Genomic DNA, 19,286 nt, shown 5'->3' with positions numbered 1-19,286 from the left:
TGGCGGCTAACACACTCATTTAATGGCAATAGTCTTTGCGTTTTTCGTCCAGTTGTCTTGTCCCATCGAAGTCTCTCTTTCATAGCGGTCAATATTCGTTGATCGATTCGAAAGGCTTAGTCTCTGGGGGTAGATACACTATAAGTGACAATGTCACCAAAATGCTTTTGCTCATTAATTTGAGTTACGAGTTGCTCAGTCTGATGAGTTACGGCTTCAATTAATACGTATAAATGATTGGGTTTCTTTGGTTATTTACTCATCTAACAGCAAAGCAAGAATTGTGATGTAACGCATATTTTTTGATCTTAAGAAAAAACAAAAGCAATCAAATTTCTCTGATCCCTAAGAACCAACACTTTATAAGGTCAGATCCCCTCAGGATGTTTACTTATTAAGTTGCCTTGAGGATTCCAGTCACATTAAAGTGCAAGTTTATTAGTGATTATTACAGCAACACTTTGAAGTTATTCGTTATCATCGCGAAAAAAGCCAACTCTTTCCTAAATGTCAATATGTGAAATCCGCCGCTTTAGCCATATTAATCCACCATTATCAAACGATGAAATAGTGTTTTTCACTAGATTTAATTTTCCTAGCAGAATAAGACCTCCCACCGTAGAATCTGCACACATAACTATTACAACCCGATTACATACTCTTGCATTCTCCTGCAGAGGCAATTGTAGAGAGTATGGTTAGCCCCCAAACGTGAAAGGTCCAATACAACAATGAGTCCAGAGAAATATCTCCAAGATTGGCAAACTAGCCAAACGATTGCTGAATCTATTTCCCCTCTTATTGGTAAGCTATATCGTCAAAAAGGAATCGAAGTGGTTCTGTTTGGTAAGACGCTTATCAACGCGACTACGATAGACATTCTCAAAACTCACCGCGTAGCAAGACGTTACACAGGTAATCCGCTTTCGCTTGAGCATACAATGCCTATTATCCAAGCGCTTTGTGAGATGAGCATCTCTTCATGCCGAGTCGATGTTGGCCAATTGGCGACTAAGTATTGGAATGAACACGAAGATGCGTCAGCCCTAAATGACTTCCTTATCACGGCTCTTGACGGTGCGCGCGATGCAGACTCATCACTTAAAGCTCGCAATGTGGTGCTTTACGGTTTTGGTCGCATAGGTCGACTATTGACCCGTCTACTCATCGAGAAAAGTGGTCCAGGTTACCCATTACGACTGCGTGCGATTGTAGTGCGTGGTGGTAAAAAAGGTGATTTAGAGAAACGTGCTAGCTTACTACGTCGTGACTCTGTACATGGCCAGTTTAATGGTAGCATCGTTATTGATGAACAACGTAAAGCACTGATCGTAAATGGTAACTACATCCAAATTATCTACGCGAACAATCCTAGTGAAATAGACTACACAACTTACGGGATTAACAACGCACTTATTGTCGATAACACAGGAGTTTGGCGTGATACAGAAGGCCTAAGCCAACACCTCGCCAGCAAAGGGGCAGAGAAAGTTCTATTAACCGCACCGGGTAAGGGCGACATTAAGAACGTAGTATTTGGTGTTAATGAGTCGGTTATTCAAGAAGATGACACTATTATCTCTGCCGCGAGTTGTACGACTAACGCAATAACACCAGTACTAAAAGCATTACATGACAAGTACGGTGTACTTTCAGGTCACATAGAAACCGTTCACTCATACACGAACGACCAAAACTTGATCGACAACTTCCATTCCGGTGACCGTCGTGGACGTAGTGCTTCTCTGAACATGGTTCTGACCTCAACAGGGGCTGCAAAAGCCGTTGCCAAAGCGCTGCCTGAGCTCGCTGGTAAGTTAACAGGCAATTCGATTCGCGTACCGACACCAAACGTATCAATGGCAGTGGCGAACCTTAACCTAGGTGAAGATGTTGACCGTGATTCACTCAATGACTACCTGCGTGAAATAGCACTGAACTCTGAGCTTTCAGCGCAGATTGACTATACAGATTCAACTGAAATCGTATCGACAGATTTGGTTGGCTCTCGCCATGCAGGTGTGGTTGATGGACAGGCAACGATTGCGCAAGATAAACGTTGTGTACTGTATATTTGGTATGACAACGAATTCGGTTACAGCTGCCAAGTCGTGCACTGTATGGAACAAATGATGGGTGTTCGTTACCAAACATTCCCTCGGTAGGTGAACTTTGCTCCACAACGTTAACCACATAACGTAACGGACAATATCTAACATTTGTTCTTTATAATAAGCGTTAAAGCGCAGTACTAATATTTATTCCCCCGTTTATACGCCTGATCACCTCAGGCGTTTTTTCGTTTTAAGCCATTTAACACTTTCCAGACAAAATCCTGTAGATTGTTCATGTTTCATTCATCTATACAGCGTTAATCTAAACACATAGACGAATAGAGAGGTCAACATTATGAATCGGATTATCGTTACAGCACTTGCATTGATTATCGGCTTTTTTACATTAGTTTTTAGCCTGATCATCGCGATTCCATTGACCATTGCGGCACTAATTGCTGGTAAGCGCATTGAAAAGCGCGTGAAACGAATGCAGAAGGAAGTACATAAAGAGTATGAGTTTAATACAGGAAAACCGGATGCGATTGAAGGCGAGTTCGAAGAGGTTCGCCGATAATATTAAAATTCTCAACTTTTTTAATGGTTAAAGAGGATGCAGAAGAGCCATACCGATTCTTCCCATCAGCACGGCATATCGCATATGAGTAAGGATTATCTTACCCACATTAAAAAAAACGAATTTTGTTTATAGCTAGAACTTAGAAACGACTGATGCTCCTAAGCTATTGTAATCCTAAGTACTACGATGAGACCTTTAATAAAGCGATTTCTTTAAACCTAAGTCGCTATAAATCAAACTTGATGCCGGGACTATTTTCGCCAACCAATTAGTCACAGCGAATCGATGATAAAATGACAGCTCAAATCGTGTCTGCCATTTTTAACTCGTATAAAAATCGACATCGAATCGATAAGGTTTAAGGTGTTCAGAATTCAACCTATACTATCTACCCGAAATCTACGTCCTATATAATACCTTCACCACATGCCAACCAAACTTGGTTTTGACTAACTGTGGCGTCAGAACTTCTCCAGAAAAGCAGACTTTGTCGAACTGAGGCACCATTTGACCGCGGCGAAACTCCCCAAGATCACCACCTCGCTTACCAGATGGACAAGTCGAATATTTCTTCGCTAATGTCTGAAACTTCGCCCCTTTTTTTAGTTGCTTGATAATATCTTCTGCTTGCTCTTTGTGCTTCACAAGAATGTGTAATGCGGCTGCTGTATTTGCCATTTTTTCTCTCTCACGATTCTGTTTACGCAAGTGTACCCATCCGCTCTAAACTCGCCAAGCATTTCTCATCTCAAGAGCAACTCTCATCGAACCTTCTACAAAAATAGCTTAAAACACAGCCAAATCCTGCTCAATTAGTCGCTATAAATTCATAGATTGTCTAAAAAGCTCACATTTATCTCTCCGATAGTTGAAGCGGTTGCTTTATAAGATTAGATTAGACACAAATTGGTGGTATTTATAAGGTTATTCCATGGCAAAAGTCGTTAGTAAGGCGAATCAATCACAGGGCATGTTGATGTTCAAACTCACCCTGCAACAGAGCTTCGCGATAGGCACACTAAAAGTCCGTGAAATTGTTCCTTACATGCCCACCACTAAGATCCCCTACTCACACCACCATGTGATTGGCACGGTTACCATTCGTAATTTAACCGTGCCGGTGATCGATATGTCTGCCGCTGTAGGCTTTCGTCCAATCAGTGAAGAAGAGTATAAGAACTGCTACCTTATCGTGACCGACTGTTTGCGAACGGTGGTTGCATTTATGGTTCGTAGTATCGAGAAGATCATTGAGTGCGATTGGAAAGCCATTGAAACACCACCAGTAAGTGCGGGCAAAAACATTTTCGTGACGGGTATTACTCGCTACGAAGATAAAACGGTTCAAATGCTAGATGTTGAACTCCTACTCTCAAAAATTTATCCACAATATGAAAACTCAAAGATTCCGATGCTAACGGATGTTGAACGAGAACGTCTAAAAGCACTCAGCATTTTGTTGGTCGATGATTCCTCAATAGCTCGTAAGCAACTTTGTGACGCGCTTGATAGCATTAATATTGCTTATCAAATCTGTAAAAATGGCTTAGATGCATTGCAACTCATGAAAAGTGAGGCTGAAGCTCATCGTCCTGTGGATATGCTGGTGAGTGACATTGAAATGCCCGGCCTTGATGGCTACGAATTGGCATTTGAAGTACAAAATGACTCGGCACTGAATCGTTCATACCGTATTTTGCACACGTCATTATCGAGTGAGATCTGTGTCGACAGAGCGCATCAAGTGGGCGCTCACGAAGCGCTTGAGAAGTTTAATGCCGGTGAGTTGATTGAAGCTATGCTACGTGGTGCAAAAGACCTAGAAACAAAAGCAATGGCTTCTTAGAACATTAATAATTTTTTTGAATTTTTATTTATTGACCAAGATTACCCAGTCGTTAAAGCAGAAAAAGTGGTGGGTATGAGAACGCTACTATGGATAAGTGAGTGACTTAGCTCAAACGGCCCCCATGATAACCCTGAGATAAAAAAGCCACGTTGTTTAAACGTGGCGAATACAAATTCGAAGGCAGTGGATTATCGTATTTGCTTTAGGTCAAGCCCAATGATCAGACTTAAAATTTTTCATAGTTAGGCTGAATTTAATAAGTTTCGAACACCCCAGCATTGTAGTCTTGGATTGCTTGCTCGATTTCTTGCATACTGTTCATCACAAAGGGACCGTAATGAACCACAGGCTCATTAATGGGCTCACCAATAAAAATCAATACACCGCTATTATCCTTGGCCTTCAATTCAACCACTTCACCTTTAGATAAAATGGCCATTTCACCTTGCTTAACCGCACGCTGCTGTAACTCGAGACACCCTTTATAGACATAAACCATCATATTGTGATTTGGGTCTGTCTCTAGACTCAAGCTCGCTCCACAATGAGCTTGCCAGTCAGCCAGAGTGGCTTCTACACCTGTTTCCGTGAGCGGGCCTTGAACACTATCTCCATTGATATTTAGAAGACCAGAGATCACACGTACCACGCCTGTTTCTTTCGTCTCATATTCATTGATCGTTTCTGGTTGCAAGTCATGGTATTGCGCAGGTTGCATCTTATTTTTCGCTGGTTGGTTAATCCAAATTTGAAAGCCATGTAACTCACCCTCTTGCATAATCGGCATTTCGCTGTGAATAACACCACGACCAGCGGCCATCCATTGCGCGCCACCAGAGCGAAGCTCCCCAACGTTATTCATATGATCACGATGTTGAAAGTGCCCTTTCAACATATAAGTGAGTGTTTCAATACCACGATGAGGGTGAGGAGGAAAACCACCGATATAATCAGAGCTATCATCTGATTTCAATTCATCCATCATTAGGAATGGTGAGAAACTAGTGTTATTAAAACCAGCCACTCGCTGGATCTTCACTCCATCTCCATCAGCGGTTGGTTGCGCGGTCATAATCTGACGAATCTCTCTAGTGGTACTCATTGTTACTCTCCTCAACCCTAATTCCTCCGACTGAATAGATTCATTGTAAGTTGAAGATAAAAATATAATGAGCGGATACATTTGAGCTAGTTATTCGATTTTTTCGAACATGGTTGTGCCTAAAGACGATTTAAAGATACAGTTCTCGGTCACACAAAAAGAACCCTCGCTTATAAACGGTTAGGTTGAACTGTTTTGTTCAATATACTTAGCTAATAAAATATTTAAATAACAGATCTGCAAATCATTATTGCATCTGCAAGCCAAATTTATTCTCGCTCGACCAAATATCTTGAGGTCACTGAAGGATAAAATAATTAAAAATAAATGTAGCTATTTCCTAGTCAAGGTGTATAGTGTGCCTTGGCTCTTAGAAGAGAGCTGTTAATGCAACATTTAGTTTAAGTTTCCTCTCAGTAAAATCTTGAATCACCAATTCAGACACCTGCGTACAACTTCCTCTTGATTGAACATTCAATAGCTTAGAAAAGATCCACCAAACAAATCATAATTTTAATGTTTAATTCAAAGGTATTTTTATGTCTAAAGTAACTGGTTCAGTAAAATGGTTTAACGAAACTAAAGGCTTCGGTTTCCTATCTCAAGACAACGGCGGTCAAGATGTATTCGTACACTTTAACGCTATCGTTGCTGATGGCTTCAAGACCCTAACTGAAGGTCAGAAAGTAAGCTTCAATGTAGAGCAAGGTCAAAAAGGTCCTCAAGCGACTGAAGTCTCTCCTCTATAAGACGGCTTTTCTTGGTGTAGCATCCCCATGCTGCACCAAACTCTCCCCTTTTTCGAAATCTATCCCCCACAAAATACTCAACCTAAATAACAGGTTCGGTATTCTACTGCTTAAAATAAGACGAGCAGTACAATTTATTTAATTATTTAAAGGAAAACTTATGTCCACAAGAAGAACAGGCCGTCAAAGGCACTGGTATCAATTGATCAATAAAGAAAAAATCATCACACCACAGGAGAATAAATGTTAGAAATTGCATTTAATTTAGAACAATCGCATACCTCTTGGAAGGCCAAAATACATCAGTTAAATGGTGATGTTTTAAGAAGGCATGTATTACCCAAACTGCACTCTGATTGCTATCTTATCGATTTTCAATATTGTGAAAAAACACTCTCTGGGACCATTCTCTGTGATTCAGGTTCAAAGTTAGGAAGTTTTACTGTCAAATAATACGATTTTCAGGCATTAATAAATATATGCAAATTAATTTGGAAGGTATCTAATGGCTAAAAAAACTAAAAAGCAGATTGAAAAAGAAAAGAAAGAGTCTGAGAAAAATACGGCCGCTGTAAAACAACAAACACGACGTCGTATAGAAGATATTATGGAACAAAGAGAATTTGATAAATTATTTGATCTCTAAAACCTTTCAGCTACTCTTCCAAGGCTATGACATCACTATCGTTGTGCAAGGTACCGCCACTTGCCTTTGCCACACGAATACCCAAACTCTTCATAATCAAACTCTTCTAGGCCAAAATATCGTTGCATAAAAAGCATATATGATTTGTGAGCCTTTTATACCCAAATGACTTTTATTTAGTTCTTACACCAAGGTTATTTGGGTATAGTTAAATTAATAAATTTACATGAACTATGCACACATTTATTCAAGTCCTTCCAAAAAATAGAGTGTCACTTACATATCAAAAATTCTTTCGTGCTTGTCCTATTCAAGTTGGTAAAGAAAAGGTGTGGTCTAGTCTGTGTTGCACATGAAGATGCCCCAGAATACCTAGTGATTTCGGTAAAGGCGTTGTCGTGGCAATTAATTCACTCAGACACTTCCGCGGTTACATTAACGGTTAACCAGCGCTTTCCCCTCTACTCTGTAAAAATCAGCACCACCTTGAGTAAAACGTTCAAGATGAGATACCCTTACAAACCTTCCGTGGTTAATTCTGCGGTTAAACGCTAGACTGAATGAGCAAAACTCAGCACAAAAAGGAAGAAATCATGATTCAACAAGGCCAAGCACTACCTGTTGCGACCCTCAGCGAACTGACTGCCGATGGCGTGGTCAATCACGAGGTCACTGAACTGTTCGCCAACAAGAAAGTTGTGCTTTTCGCTGTACCTGGCGCATTTACTCCTACTTGCTCAGAAGCTCACCTACCAGGCTATGTTGTATTGGCAGATCAACTGAAAGCGAAAGGCGTTGATTTGATTGCATGCGTCTCTGTAAACGATGCATTTGTTATGCAAGCTTGGGGTGAAGCGCAAAATGCTTCTGAAATCCTGATGTTAGGCGATGGCGATGCAAGCTTTACCAAAGCGTTGGGCCTTGACATGGATACAGGCGGCTTTGGCGGCGTTCGCTCACAACGTTATGCTATGATCATTGAAAACGGCATCGTGACAACGCTTAACGTAGAACAACCAAAAGAGTTTGAAGCAAGTAAAGCAGAAACCATTCTTGCAGCGCTTTAACTTTTATAATTAATCGCCCCTACGTCATAGGGGCGATTGTTCTCTTATACATCTCAAATTGTTTTCTTCGACCCCACATAATTAGCAACATCGCCAACAAATAAGTACGTTCAGTAACCTCTCCACAGTCCCACCACATGCTTTTCCCCTCCTAGACTTATAGAAATAACAATAAGGTTTAACATATGAGGCATCATTTGCACTTATATGCATAGTCAAGTACCTCTTAAAACGTGTACGTGGTTATTCCGTTATTGATTTGGTTTATATTAAAAATAAGAAATGATAGGGGGGGAGGTTTTAAGAATTGAGAGCATATAACACAGCCCCCAATTCAATACCGTTCGATGGTTGGGGGCTTAATAGGAGATGTTAGCGCATTCTCACAACACTTGTTTCTTGTTTGCGCTGCATTTCAGCGAAAGTCAGTACAAACGGAGACGACTGCTTCACTCGACTAGGCAGTGAGGAAAGCGCACTGTAGGCGTCCTGCTTGGTTTCGAAATCGCCAACGGTTACTGTATACCAGCGAGTACCTCGACTATTTTTCCAGTTGACCCATGCAGGGTGCTTGGGATCGATGTAACGAATGTAATCTTTCACATCTTTCTCTTGTTTGAGCGCTAGCACCTGAACCGTGTAATGATTCGGGTTTAAATAGCCATATGCATCTTGAGAATTCATCACTCCAACACACTGCCCGCTATCGACTTGTTGATGAGGCATGGCGCAGCCCATGAGCGAAAAAATCAATGTCAAAGATAAAATCTTGTGCACGTGTCACTCCATTTTGGTTCTAGTTTCTTTTCTCTCACACTCAAAAACTGATAAGTAATATAACCTTCCTGTAAACACAATTTCTTGTGGAAACATCATATAAACAAGACGGTTTACAGTTTTGAGCGTAATGAGTATCCCAAAAAACTAAGGCGACCATCTAGGCCGCCTTAGTAAATTGATTTAATTTAATCAATGACTAGAACCAACTCGCTACAATAAAATCTACCATAATACTGCTTTCCTCTGCTGATTCTGATGCAACTCATTTTTGTCTCTTTAACTATATTCGTACCTACTTGGTCGCATACTTTTGCCAACGCCTTACTCTTTGAATATTGGTGGCATCAAGGACCGCTTCTCGCAAAATTCAGCTTCTTGAAATCGTTAGCTATAGAACACTTATGGTTTAAGTTTTAATACATTATCAATATCTTCTGCGCTATGGCGTTCAGGTAATTGCTCCCATTCTTCCCCCCATGAGCGGTTTACAATGCGACCACGTTTCACCGCCTCACGCTCATCAATCGCGTTCGCCCAACGTACGACGTTCTTATAACTATTAACATCCAGAAACTCAGCGGCGTCATAAGCACGACCTAATACTAAGTTACCGTACCATGGCCATGTTGCGATGTCCGCGATACTGTATTCATTGCCGCCCAAGAACTCATTGTTCGCCAAGCGCTTATCAAGCACATCGAGCTGACGTTTCACTTCCATAGTGAAACGGTTAATTGGGTATTCAAACTTTTCTGGTGCGTAAGCATAAAAGTGGCCGAAACCGCCGCCTAAGTAAGGAGCGGAGCCTTGTAACCAGAATAGCCAGTTCATCACCTCAACACGTTTCGCACCTTCTTTTGGTAGGAAGTGACCAAACTTTTCCGCCAGGTAAAACAGAATGTTACCAGATTCAAACACGTTTATTGGTTCATCTCCAGAACGGTCGACTAAAGCAGGAATTTTCGAGTTTGGGTTGACCGATACAAAACCAGAGCCAAACTGATCACCATCGCCAATCTTAATTATGTATGCATCGTATTCTGCCTCTACCACACCAGCTGCCAGCAGTTCTTCAAACATGATGGTCACCTTCTGCCCATTTGGCGTGCCCATAGAATAAAGTTGAAATGGGTGTTCACCAACTGGTAACTCTTGCTCATGTCGTGCACCAGACTCCGGTCGGTTGATGCTCGCCCACTGACCGCCGTTTTCATTATCGTTTGTCCAAACTTTTGGTGGAATGTATTCGTTAGTCATGGTGATCCCTTATTGTGTTTGAATGTATTTGCAAGTTGACGACTCAGCGCGCCGACAGCATGATTAAATTTATTCGCCCCATTCTCGAATGGCCATACTCAAGGTATTGATCTAAACCTTCAATATCAATGCTCCATAAGCAAACCAAGCCATTTTCGATGAATCAAATCTCTTGAGGTGGTTGGAGTCTAGTCAAAAAAATAAACAAACCCGCTACTTTCGACCGCGGGCTATATTTAAGCGTAGATTAATTCTTCTTTATCTTTCACTCACGAAAGGAAACCGTTGTTCATAAAGCTCCATAAAGTCCTTACGAATCAGGTGCTCTAGATGGTTTGCCTTATCTGTCGGGCAAAAAATCATAACATGCAGAATTTGTTCGCCATTAATGTTACTTGAAATATGGATATGTGGCTCAGCCCCAGGTAAATCAACACCCGCATGCTTCTCAATCATGGCATTGTAACGGTGGGCAACATCTCTGAAGTAACTGCAATGTTCTTCGATTTTATCGACCAATGTCGGCAATATAGGGTATAAATTAACGAAGTCTTTCACCACCACAGAAAAGTTATGGTAAACGTAACGCTTCATAAAATTGAGATTTTTTACAGGATAAGTAAAAAACATGCTGTTAGGTAGCGTCGCCGTTTTTCCTGTGTAGTGATACTGACCGTGGTGGAGATCAATTTCTTGGATCACGGTTGCCATCATATTATGTTCGATCACTTCACCACACAACTTACCGACTTCAATCCAATCACCGACTCGGAATGAACGCGAGCTTGCTCTTTGTATCGAGCCAGTAAAACACAAAATGATCTCTTTCGATGCCACAACAATTGCAACAGCTATCGCGGTCACACTTAGCGCGAATTCGTTAATTTCCGACTGCCACAAAATAAATAGAATCAGCAAGGTAATCGTAAAGGTGCCATTTTTAGTTCTGGACATCCAACTGCGCTGATCTTCCGAAAGAAAGGCGTCATCGCCACGAATCATGGACAAAATGGCTCGACGAACTAACCACATGAGAAAAAATATTAATGCAGTAAAAAACAATTTATGAGTGAGAAGAAAATCGACCACCAACTGCACTCTCTCCATTACCCAGCTCCTTTGTATAAAAATATGGCCTATAGCCTATCGATTAGGAATATCTCCTATTAGCAGGTAACCATAACAAATTATTCAGTAAGTTGTCCGCGCAAACCTTTTTAAAAACACCCAAATAACGTCAAGATATTGGGTTCAGCGAAAATGACTTGATTTGCAGCCGCGGCAACGATTTTAAATGAGAGGAATTGACTAAAAATGATTACAGGGGCAATCACTTCTAACTGGTGAATTATTGGGGTCTAATCTTTTTGAAGAGATAAAAAAAGGGAGTATCGACGACTCCCTTTTTTAAGAATAAGCGTTGCTCTTTCGAGCTAATGTTGGCAATGAAAATGACGCTATCTAGTGAACTGGCACAGCGTTTTTCTGGTTAAATTGACCAAAGTGTTGCTCTAACACTTCTGGCGTCAGCTTACCTTCTGCTTCTAGCTTTTTCAGCTCTGCAACAATCGCTTTTTGTTCCTCTAGCGATGGTAGCTTTACTTCTGGCTCTTGCCCTGCTTCTTGAGATATCTGCTCTAGTTCATTTTCAAAGTCATTCATAGTACTCACCCAAATATAGTCATTGAACTTTTAAACTTGGTCTATTCTATCCAACTCTAAAGCTTGAAGCTACCAACCATCTTATCCAAACGAGCTGAGAGGGCTTGAAGGTCACGACTCGCACCAGCCAGCTCTTCAGCTGTCGCCGTCGTCATTTCATTGATTGCGTTGCTCTCTTCGATGTTCTGGTTGATCGCATGAACCACGGTAGATTGCTCTTCCGTCGCCGTCGCCACTTGGGTATTACGGTCTGAAATGTCAGTAATTCGCTCGGATATGTTAATCAATACTTCTACCGCTTCATCTGTAGACGCAACCCCTTCAATCGTCACCGCCTTGCCTGCTTCCATCGCACTAACCGCATCTTGTGCATCGCTTTGAAGCTGGTTGATCATCCGTTGGATCTCTTCTGTAGAGTCGTTTGTACGTGACGCTAGGTTTCTCACTTCATCGGCTACCACTGCAAAACCACGACCTTGCTCACCCGCTCGGGCCGCCTCAATTGCCGCATTAAGCGCCAACAAGTTAGTTTGCTCTGATATATCACGAATGACTCCAAGAATAGAGCCAATATCTTTGGTGGTAGAAGCCAGTTGAGTCACGACGATATTGGTTGACTCGACATCATCGGCTAAGCGGCTGATGACTTCTTTTGCTTTGATCACAACCTCACGACCGATTTGTGTATTCTCAGAGGCCTGATTGGCCGTGTCGGCAGCGGTTGCAGCATTAGAAGCAATCTCACTGATGGTCGCGCCCATTTGATTAATAGCGGCGACGACTTGAATGGTTTGGTCACGTTGCTCTTGGCTATTGTCATGCGTTGATGTCGCTTTCAACGAGACGCTCTCCGCTGCGTGACTCAATGAGCCACTGGTCAACGCCACTTCTTTCATCGTTGTGTGGATCTTCTCAATAAATCCGTTAAAGCCCTTTGAAAGCTGCGCAATTTCATCATTACCCTGAATTTCAATACGCTGCGCCAAGTCGCCTTCGCCTTGACCAAGGTCGGTAAAACGATCGGCAATCAGTCGAATTGGTTTCGTGATACTGTTCGCCAACCATACGCCCATTAAGATAAACACTACAGCCACGATGATGGTTGTAAACAGCATTTTTTGAGCGGTTGCATTCAGGTCAGCAAATACTTCGTCAACGGGAACCACACCAATGACGAACCAGTTCATCGAAGGCACATAAAGGCTAGAGACAAAGGTATCCTGCCCTTCAAACTCTACATTTATCAGGTTAAAGCTATTTTTATTCAATAGCTGATTCGCATCGCTTCCGAAGAGCTTAGCAATCGATGTTTGGTTTTTGCCCTGCTGACGGTGTATTTGAATATTCCCCTGATCATTTGTCAGGAAAACATAACCGGTATCTTCAATGTTAAAGCCATTGAGCAGCGAAACCATATCATCGATCGATTTAGAAAGCCCCGACATTGACGTCCCATTCAGGTCTTGGTAGTTCGCAAACATTTTTACGTCGCCATTCGCCTCTTGGAAAATGCTTACTGATGTCTCTTTTCGTGAAGAAGTAAAGTCAAAGAACCAAGCATCTTGTGTTTGATTAAGCTGACGTAAGAAACCATTTTGGTTCCAGTAATAGGCCGTTTGACGATTTGCTACTGACGCATCGTTCAGATCATATTGGGATTTCACGTTATTCAGCTGCTGAACCAACTGAGCTTCTACCGACGGGTCGCGGTCTGTATTCGATAAGGCTTCAACAATAAACTCGTTTGTCGCAAGCTGTTTTGCGGCTTGTTGCATTTCTACAACTTCGCGGTCAATTTCCGTATTGATTTGTTGCAAGATTGCCGGTAGCTCAATATCAATAAGACGGTGGCTCAACACATCTCTTGCATGGCGCTGAGCCATCACACCAACAATGATTGTTGATGCCAGAACAGCGAAAGTAATACCAAGTACAACCTTCTGTTTGATACTCAGAGAATAAAGTTTCAACATATTCGGACCTTTTAAAGAATCACTTGTCATTGACCCCAAAATTGGCGAATTCAGGGGCATTCATATCACGATATTTATATCGGCTCATGTTGATAAAACTAGAGGCATTTCTCACTATCTGATGAAAATTAGATGTAACGTATTGTCATTTAAGTACTTTGCTCGTTAACAAGTGCTTGTAATTCTTTTTTACGCCCCAATATTGAACAATAATTGCGAGAGCCAACTGGAACTTTTCCTTATCGGAAGTAACCAATACTCAAAACCAAAACCAAATGGATATCGAGAGTCCAAAGCATGCATAAATCTAACTTCGAAAGCCTTCAGTCTTATCTAGAATCGCAAATCATTGGTCAGCAAGATCTAGTCAAGCAACTGCTTGTTGCCCTTTTGGCAGATGGACATATTTTGGTTGAGGGTCCTCCAGGGCTGGCAAAAACCCGTGCAGTAAAATCACTCTCAGACTGTGTTGAAGGCGACTTCCACCGAATTCAGTTTACCCCTGACTTGCTGCCAGCCGATTTAACCGGCACCGATATCTTCCGCCCCGAAACCGGAGAGTTCACTTTCCAATCTGGCCCTATCTTCAACTCGCTTATTCTTGCGGATGAGATAAACCGCGCGCCGGCCAAAGTGCAGGCGGCGATGCTTGAAGCAATGGCAGAAAAACAAGTCACAGCCGGCCGTCATACTTACCCGCTGCCAGAGTTGTTTTTGGTCATGGCAACTCAAAACCCGATTGAACAAGAAGGGACTTATCCGCTGCCGGAAGCGCAGCTAGACCGCTTTTTGTTACATTTAGAAGTGGAATACCCAGATGCGGAGCATGAACTCTCTATCTTGCGTATTAACCGTGGTGAAGCAAAAGGCGAAACGACCGTCGAGCGCCCAATGTTAAGCCAACAAGATATATTCACCGCGCGTAAAGAAGTGCTGGATATTCACATGGCAGAAACGATTGAACAGTACATCGTTCGTTTAGTTATGGCGACACGTCGAGCCCGCGAATATGACACTGAACTGGATAAGTGGTTGTCAATGGGCGTTAGTCCGCGTGCCACCATCGCTCTGGATCGTTGTGCTCGTGCGCACGCTTGGCTTGCGGGTCGTGATTTTGTCTCCCCAGAAGATGTTCAAACCATGGCTTATCCGGTTTTGCGCCACCGTTTATTACTGAGTTACCACGCGCAAGCGGAAGGCATTACCGCAAACCAAGTCATCGATAAGTTGTTAAACCTCGTTGGCAGTGCCTAGGACGGGTGAATGATATGTCCACAACGCATCCACTGCCACCTCATGCGAATGGGGTGACATTAACCCTTGAAGAGCTGCTGCAATACCGCACTCAATCTGTACGTTGGTTGCCACCCGCACAAAATATCTGGTCGCAAATGAGCGGTAACCATACCAGCCGCCAAAAAGGGCGAGGTATGGATTTTATGGAAGTACGCCAATACCAACCTGGCGATGATATCCGCAGCATTGATTGGCGGGTAACGGCTCGTACCGGGAAAGCGCACACCAAGCTGTTTGCAGAAGACAAAGAACAAGCTGTGATTCTTTACCTTGACCTGAGTTCTAGCCTGCATTTTGGGTCTAAGTATGTGCTTAAGTCGGTTCAATTGGCCCACTTTGCCAGTGTGCTAATTTGGCTCACTTTGGCTAAAAAGGATCGCATCGGTGCGGTGATTGACGATGGACATCAATGTTTTGAGTTTCGCCCTTCCTCTCTACAAAAACAGGGGCTGCGGATTCTTAATGCTATCGTCGATACACATAACGCGCAGGTGGCTCGTACTGCCAACAGCGAGGCTCGTACACTGCCGTATACTCAGGTGTTAGAGACACTTCATACACTGACACCTAAGGGCAGCGAGCTGATTATGCTTAGTGACTTTGCCCACATAAGCGCAGCAGAGTTGACGCAGTTACGTCGACTAAAACAGCACAACAGTGTGAGGGCTATTCAGTTTTATGATCCATTAGAAAAAGGCGAAACAAACTTTAGAGGCCAAGTAAAAGCCTCGGATGGACAACGTAGCCAATGGTTCAACTTTGGCTCCAAGGGCCAAAGAAAGGAACTCGAAACACACTTTACTCAACACCAAGAAATCATTAAACAGCAATGCCATTCGATGGCGATTCCATTTAACACGCTATCAAGTGGTTGGCCCCTAATTTCACAATTAAGCTAACAAACTGTACCAGCAGCATTTATTAAGCAGTAATAATAATGACAACAAACAACCAAAGCCTAGACCTTGAACCTCTGATTTTACCAAACGCTCCGGATTGGTTTCCGCTCGCTTGGGGATGGTGGGCAGTGCTTGCGGTCACCGTACTTTTCGTTTTCAGCATTTATCTTTATACGAAATGGCGTAAAAAACGCCTACGCGCGCAAAAGGCAGCCTTAAAACTTTTAACTCAATCTGTCACACCTCATACCCCTTCCTCTGCTCTGGAAATATTGCGTCAGGCGGCATTGAGTTACTTTCCGCGTGAAGAAATCGCGCCATTAACTGGGATCGCTTGGTATGAATTTCTCGATAGCCATACCAAAGAAACTCGATTCGTAGACAAACAACATCAGTGGCAAAAAGCGCTGTATCAGAAATCCTCTCAAGAAAACCATCAAAGCTTGGTCGATGATTGTGTCTTTTGGATAACTCACGCTTTGCCACCAAAGAAAAAGGCAAATAACCGTGACTGAGCCAACACTCATAACCGAACTTGCCCAATGGCTAAACATTGAATTTGTCTGGTGGTGGGCACTATTTTTGCTGCCTGTCCCCTGTCTGGTATACAAGCTCCTGCCACAAGAATCTCAACAAGCCGAGATCAAATTGGCATATTTGCCAAATAGTGAAAGTGGCAGCAAGCCTAAGCAAGCCCTACAAAAAGCACTATCAATGGCGATCTGGGTTCTGCTGATCATTGCTTGTGCGCGTCCAGTTTGGTTTGGTGACCCAGTTGAGTTCCAACCCAAATATCGGGACTTGATGTTAGTCGTCGACCTATCTGGCTCGATGCAGCAAGAAGACATGGAGCTCAACGGCGAATACATCGACCGCCTCACTGCTGTCAAAAAAGTTCTGTCGGATTTCGTGGCAAAGAGAAAAGGCGACCGTCTCGGGGTTGTTTTGTTTGGCGATCACGCGTATTTGCAGACGCCACTCACTGCAGACCGTAAAACCGTCATGCAGCAGATTAATCAAACCGTCATCGGCTTGGTTGGTCAACGAACCGCCATTGGTGATGGCATTGGCCTAGGCACGAAAACCTTTGTAGACAGTGACGCTCCGCAACGAGTCATGATTTTGCTCAGTGACGGCAGCAATACTGCTGGTGTGCTCGAACCGCTCGAAGCAGCGGAAATCGCGAGAAAATACAATGCGACCATTTACACCATCGGCGTAGGCGCTGGTGAAATGATGGTGAAAGAGTTTTTCATGACTCGCAAGGTTAACACCGCAGCCGACTTGGATGAGCAAACACTCACTAAAGTGGCAGAGATGACGGGAGGACAATATTTTCGGGCGCGAGATACTGAGCAGCTCGAAAAGATCTACGACACCATCAACCAACTAGAGCCCGTGTCTAGCGACACGCAAACTTGGCGTCCGCAGTCAGAATGGTTCCCATACCCATTAAGCGCTGCATTCGTATTGTCGGTATTGTTATTCCTACTGAGGAGAAAACATGGCTGAGTTTATTTTCCTTAACCCTTATTGGCTGTTGGGGCTCATCGCGATCCCTATCGCGCTCTTGCTCAATCACAAATTTAGAGCAAAAAATTCGACACTGATTGCTCCTCATCTAGCAAAAGTACTCGGACAAAACGCGCAGTCCAAACACTATTTTATTCTCTGGGGCTTATCTTGGGCGATTGCCTGTATTGCGCTAGCGGGACCAAGCTGGCAATCCAACGCTCGACCAAGCTTTGAGTTAAACCAAAACCGCATTTTAGTGCTTGATATGTCTCGTTCGATGTTTGCTACGGACATCAAGCCCAATCGACTAACACAAACGCGTTATAAAGCGCTGGACTTACTTCCTAAATGGCAAGAGGGCGCTACGGGGCTTATTGCTTACGCTGGCGATGCCTATAACTTAAGTCCACTGACGACCGACTCAAGCACGCTTGCCGGCATTATCGAGAATTTGTCACCAGAGCTGATGCCTTTTCAAGGGGCAAACCTGCCTTCCGCGATTGAACTGGCGCTTAATCAGTTCTCTCAAACAGGCACGCTGCAAGGCGACATCATCGTGTTAGCTGATGACCTTGATGAGTCAGAGCTGTCTCGCGCGTTGAAGTTAGTCAAAGGTAAAAACATTCGCATCTCTGTTCTCGCAATAGGAACTGCTAATGGCGCGCCCATCGCCCTACCCGATGGCTCTCTTTTAAAGACCGCACAAGGCACAACAGTCGTAGCGAAAACAAACCTTAAGAACTTACAAGTACTAGCCAAGCAAACAGGTGGAATTTTTGTTCCTATTCAGCACACCAATCGCGATGTTGAGAACATTTCGGGCTTTACGAACAACGTTGGCAGTCACCTTTCGGCCAAGCAGAGTGAAGAAGTGAGCACTGACTCTCGCTTAAATGGTGGCTTTTGGTTACTGCCGCTGTTACTTCTGCCTGCAGCTTTATTATTCCGACGCGGCCTGATTTGGATGTTTGTGGCAACAATAATACCGATGACTTGGACACCACACGCCGAAGCCAATCCGTTCTTAAATGCCGACCAACGAGGAGCGGAACTCTACAAGCAAGGGGAATATGAACAAGCCCAAAATCTATTTACAAACCCAAGCTGGAAAGGGGCAGCCAGTTACCAAAAAGGTGACTACGACGCCGCTATCGAAGCATTTTCTCATGATGCCTCTCTTAACGGCCGCTATAACCTTGCCAACTCTCTGGCGCAAAATGGCCAATTAGAAGAAGCGGCAGAGCTTTATAAAAAACTGCTTGAAGAAAAGCCTAACTTTGAAGCCGCAAAGAAAAACCTGTCGGTTGTGGAACAGAAGCTGAAACAGCAACAGCAACAGCAACAGCAACAGCAACAGCAACAGCAACAGCAACAGCAACAGCAACAGCAACAGCAACAGCAACAGCAACAGCAACAGCAACAGCAACAGCAACAGCAACAGCAACAGCAACAGCAACAGCAACAGCAACAGCAACAGCAACAGCAACAGCAACAGCAACAGCAACAGCAACAGCAACAGCAACAGCAACAGCAACAGCAACAGCAACACAAGTCTCAAAACGGTGAGAAGGAAGAGCAAGGTCAGCCGTCACAAAACCAGCAAGAATCTGAAAATAAAAAAGAAAAGAAAAAACAGAGCAACATCGACCAAAACAAGATGAAAAGCAAGCTCAGGAACAAGGTGAACCAATGCAGCAGGCTCAAGTGCAGCCAAAAAATACGCATCAGGATGATCCTGAATTCCGTCGTCTAGAAGCCGTCGAAAGCGCTCGCGACCCAAGTTTTTTGATTCGTGCACAAATGCAGCTTCAAGCTCAACAAAAACAACCTCCACAACAATCTCAAAAGGAGTGGTAA

Annotated in this window: 18 protein-coding genes and 1 pseudogene; 12 read left to right on the top strand and 7 right to left on the bottom strand. The window is 43.3% G+C overall.

The features are described from left to right. Positions 1–731 precede the first annotated feature (731 nt). Positions 732–2,165, top strand: coding sequence for a glyceraldehyde-3-phosphate dehydrogenase (locus AC3D28_RS18460; RefSeq protein WP_488536257.1), 1,434 nt, complete (start codon positions 732–734; stop codon positions 2,163–2,165). Positions 2,166–2,409: 244 nt separating this feature from the next. Then, positions 2,410–2,631 (top strand): hypothetical protein, encoded by a 222-nt coding sequence (locus AC3D28_RS18455; protein WP_098413655.1) that lies wholly within the window; start codon positions 2,410–2,412, stop codon positions 2,629–2,631. Positions 2,632–3,033: 402 nt separating this feature from the next. Here AC3D28_RS18455 and ppiC read toward each other — a convergent pair whose 3' ends face one another. Continuing rightward, positions 3,034–3,312 (bottom strand): peptidylprolyl isomerase PpiC, encoded by a 279-nt coding sequence (gene ppiC, locus AC3D28_RS18450; RefSeq protein WP_098413654.1) that lies wholly within the window; start codon positions 3,310–3,312, stop codon positions 3,034–3,036. Positions 3,313–3,565: 253 nt separating this feature from the next. Here ppiC and AC3D28_RS18445 point away from each other — a divergent pair, with 253 nt between their 5' ends. Continuing rightward, entirely contained in the window at positions 3,566–4,480 is a 915-nt protein-coding gene (locus AC3D28_RS18445; protein WP_098413653.1) for a chemotaxis protein, read from the top strand. A gap of 256 nt (positions 4,481–4,736) precedes the next feature. On the opposite strand, the gene AC3D28_RS18440 is transcribed toward AC3D28_RS18445, so the two are convergent. Further along, positions 4,737–5,585 (bottom strand): pirin family protein, encoded by an 849-nt coding sequence (locus tag AC3D28_RS18440; RefSeq protein ID WP_488536256.1) that lies wholly within the window; start codon positions 5,583–5,585, stop codon positions 4,737–4,739. Positions 5,586–6,124: 539 nt separating this feature from the next. On the opposite strand from AC3D28_RS18440, the gene cspE reads away from it, so the two are divergent. The 4 genes from cspE to AC3D28_RS18420 all read left to right on the top strand — a co-directional run bounded on the left by cspE (position 6,125) and on the right by AC3D28_RS18420 (position 8,047). Continuing rightward, the gene (cspE, locus tag AC3D28_RS18435; protein ID WP_098413651.1) at positions 6,125–6,334 is read left to right on the top strand and encodes a transcription antiterminator/RNA stability regulator CspE; all 210 of its coding nucleotides are present in this window, start codon (positions 6,125–6,127) and stop codon (positions 6,332–6,334) included. Between the two features lie 243 nt (positions 6,335–6,577). Continuing rightward, positions 6,578–6,787, top strand: coding sequence for a hypothetical protein (locus AC3D28_RS18430; protein WP_098413650.1), 210 nt, complete (start codon positions 6,578–6,580; stop codon positions 6,785–6,787). 52 nt (positions 6,788–6,839) lie between these two features. Further along, positions 6,840–6,980 (top strand): PA3496 family putative envelope integrity protein, encoded by a 141-nt coding sequence (locus AC3D28_RS18425; protein ID WP_098413649.1) that lies wholly within the window; start codon positions 6,840–6,842, stop codon positions 6,978–6,980. A 593-nt stretch (positions 6,981–7,573) separates the two neighbouring features. After that, positions 7,574–8,047 (top strand): peroxiredoxin, encoded by a 474-nt coding sequence (locus AC3D28_RS18420; protein WP_098413648.1) that lies wholly within the window; start codon positions 7,574–7,576, stop codon positions 8,045–8,047. A 372-nt stretch (positions 8,048–8,419) separates the two neighbouring features. On the opposite strand, the gene AC3D28_RS18415 is transcribed toward AC3D28_RS18420, so the two are convergent. From AC3D28_RS18415 to AC3D28_RS18395, 5 genes are all read right to left on the bottom strand, one after another. Further along, positions 8,420–8,824 carry an SPOR domain-containing protein gene (locus AC3D28_RS18415; RefSeq protein ID WP_098413647.1) on the bottom strand — a complete coding sequence of 135 codons (405 nt, stop codon included), beginning with the start codon at positions 8,822–8,824 and terminating at the stop codon, positions 8,420–8,422. 402 nt (positions 8,825–9,226) lie between these two features. After that, complete coding sequence (yghU, locus tag AC3D28_RS18410; RefSeq protein WP_098413646.1) at positions 9,227–10,084, bottom strand: glutathione-dependent disulfide-bond oxidoreductase; 858 nt, start codon at positions 10,082–10,084, stop codon at positions 9,227–9,229. Positions 10,085–10,342: 258 nt separating this feature from the next. Beyond that, on the bottom strand, positions 10,343–11,191 hold the full coding sequence (locus tag AC3D28_RS18405; protein ID WP_098413645.1) for a mechanosensitive ion channel family protein: 849 nt from the start codon (positions 11,189–11,191) through the stop codon (positions 10,343–10,345). 354 nt (positions 11,192–11,545) lie between these two features. Continuing rightward, positions 11,546–11,746, bottom strand: a complete 201-nt coding sequence (locus AC3D28_RS18400; RefSeq protein WP_098413644.1) for a restriction endonuclease subunit S domain-containing protein — start codon at positions 11,744–11,746, stop codon at positions 11,546–11,548. 56 nt (positions 11,747–11,802) lie between these two features. Beyond that, entirely contained in the window at positions 11,803–13,719 is a 1,917-nt protein-coding gene (locus AC3D28_RS18395) for a methyl-accepting chemotaxis protein (RefSeq protein WP_488536255.1), read from the bottom strand. Positions 13,720–14,016: 297 nt separating this feature from the next. Between AC3D28_RS18395 and AC3D28_RS18390 the strand changes: the two genes are divergently transcribed. From AC3D28_RS18390 to AC3D28_RS18370, 5 genes and pseudogenes are all read left to right on the top strand, one after another. After that, positions 14,017–14,973, top strand: coding sequence for an AAA family ATPase (locus AC3D28_RS18390; RefSeq protein ID WP_488536254.1), 957 nt, complete (start codon positions 14,017–14,019; stop codon positions 14,971–14,973). Between the two features lie 14 nt (positions 14,974–14,987). Beyond that, positions 14,988–15,914: a DUF58 domain-containing protein gene (locus AC3D28_RS18385; protein ID WP_488536253.1), complete on the top strand. Its 927-nt coding sequence runs from the start codon at positions 14,988–14,990 to the stop codon at positions 15,912–15,914. 38 nt (positions 15,915–15,952) lie between these two features. After that, positions 15,953–16,429, top strand: a complete 477-nt coding sequence (locus AC3D28_RS18380) for a DUF4381 domain-containing protein (protein WP_488536252.1) — start codon at positions 15,953–15,955, stop codon at positions 16,427–16,429. Next, entirely contained in the window at positions 16,422–17,426 is a 1,005-nt protein-coding gene (locus AC3D28_RS18375) for a vWA domain-containing protein (RefSeq protein WP_488536251.1), read from the top strand. Before AC3D28_RS18380 ends, AC3D28_RS18375 begins: the two co-directional genes overlap by 8 nt. Beyond that, positions 17,419–19,286, top strand: a pseudogene (locus AC3D28_RS18370) (VWA domain-containing protein). The gene AC3D28_RS18375 and the pseudogene AC3D28_RS18370 overlap by 8 nt, the downstream one beginning before the upstream one ends.

The sequence above is a fragment of the Vibrio sp. TAP-3B genome (genome assembly GCF_057784735.1).
This window is presented reverse-complemented; position numbering and strand designations above follow the sequence as displayed.